Raw genomic sequence first — 1540 nt, forward strand, 5'->3', positions numbered from 1 at the left:
CGTGCGCCGCGGCGCCGCCTCGCAGGAGTGGGCCGGCGAGCGCCGCGCCCCGCTGCGCGCCAAGGAGGGCGCGCGCGTCACCCAGATGCACTACGCCCGGCGCGGCGAGATCACCCCGGAGATGCGCTACGTCGCCCTGCGCGAGGGCGTGGACGTGGAGCTGGTGCGCTCCGAGGTCGCGGCCGGCCGCGCCATCATCCCGGCGAACGTGAACCACCCCGAGTCGGAGCCGATGATCATCGGCAAGGCGTTCGCCGTGAAGGTCAACGCGAACATCGGCAACTCGGCGGTGACGTCGTCGATCGCCGAGGAGGTCTCGAAGCTGCAGTGGGCCACCCGCTGGGGCGCGGACACCGTGATGGACCTGTCCACGGGCGACGACATCCACACCACCCGCGAGTGGATCCTGCGCAACTCCCCCGTGCCGATCGGCACCGTGCCGATCTACCAGGCCCTCGAGAAGGTCGGCGGCGACCACCAGGCCCTGACCTGGGAGATCTTCCGCGACACCGTGATCGAGCAGTGCGAGCAGGGCGTGGACTACATGACCGTGCACGCCGGCGTGCTGCTGCGCCACGTGCCGCTGTCCGCGGACCGCGTGACCGGCATCGTCTCCCGCGGCGGCTCGATCATGGCCGGCTGGTGCCTGGGCCACCACAAGGAGAACTTCCTCTACGAGAACTACGACGAGCTCTGCGAGATCTTCGCGCGCTACGACGTCGCGTTCTCCCTGGGCGACGGCCTGCGGCCGGGCTCCGTGGCCGACGCCAACGACGCCGCCCAGTTCGCCGAGCTCGACACGCTGGCCGAGCTGACGGAGCGGGCGTGGGCGTACGACGTCCAGGTCATGGTGGAGGGCCCCGGCCATATCCCGCTGCACCTGGTGCGGGAGAACGTGGAGCGCCAGCAGGAGCTGTGCAAGGGCGCCCCGTTCTACACGCTCGGCCCCCTCGTCACGGACATCGCCCCGGCGTACGACCACATCACCTCGGCCATCGGCGCCACCGAGATCGCCCGCTACGGCACCGCGATGCTCTGCTACGTCACGCCCAAGGAGCACCTGGGCCTGCCGAACCGGGACGACGTGAAGACGGGTGTGATCACCTACAAGATCGCCGCGCACGCCGCCGACGTCGCCAAGGGCCACCCCGGCGCCCGCGACCGCGACGACGCCCTGTCCAAGGCGCGCTTCGAGTTCCGCTGGCGCGACCAGTTCGGCCTCGGCCTGGACCCGCAGCTCGCCGAGGAGTACCACGACGAGACGCTGCCGGCCGAGCCCGCCAAGACCGCCCACTTCTGCTCGATGTGCGGGCCGAAGTTCTGCTCCATGCGCATCAGCCAGGACATCCGCAGCGAATTCGGCGGCGCGTCCGAGCAGGCGCGGATCGCCGAGGCCGGCATGGCCGCCAAGTCCGCGGAGTTCCGGGCCGCCGGCGGGTCCGTGTACCTGCCCGAGCCGAGTCTGCGCCGGCCCGAGGGGGACGCGGTGCTCGCGAGGGACTGAGCGGCCCGTGCCGCGGCGCGGGGGCCAGGGTGCCGG

At 71.9% G+C, this 1540-nt stretch carries 1 protein-coding gene; it reads left to right on the forward strand.

Annotated features, from left to right (window positions below):
* On the forward strand, positions 1-1504 hold a 1504-nt coding region (thiC, locus tag HMPREF3105_RS08485), incomplete at its 5' end, for a phosphomethylpyrimidine synthase ThiC (protein WP_070709231.1).
* Positions 1505-1540: the final 36 nt, after the last annotated feature.

The organism is Micrococcus sp. HMSC31B01, assembly GCF_001816085.1.
GTDB lineage: Bacteria > Actinomycetota > Actinomycetes > Actinomycetales > Micrococcaceae > Micrococcus > Micrococcus luteus.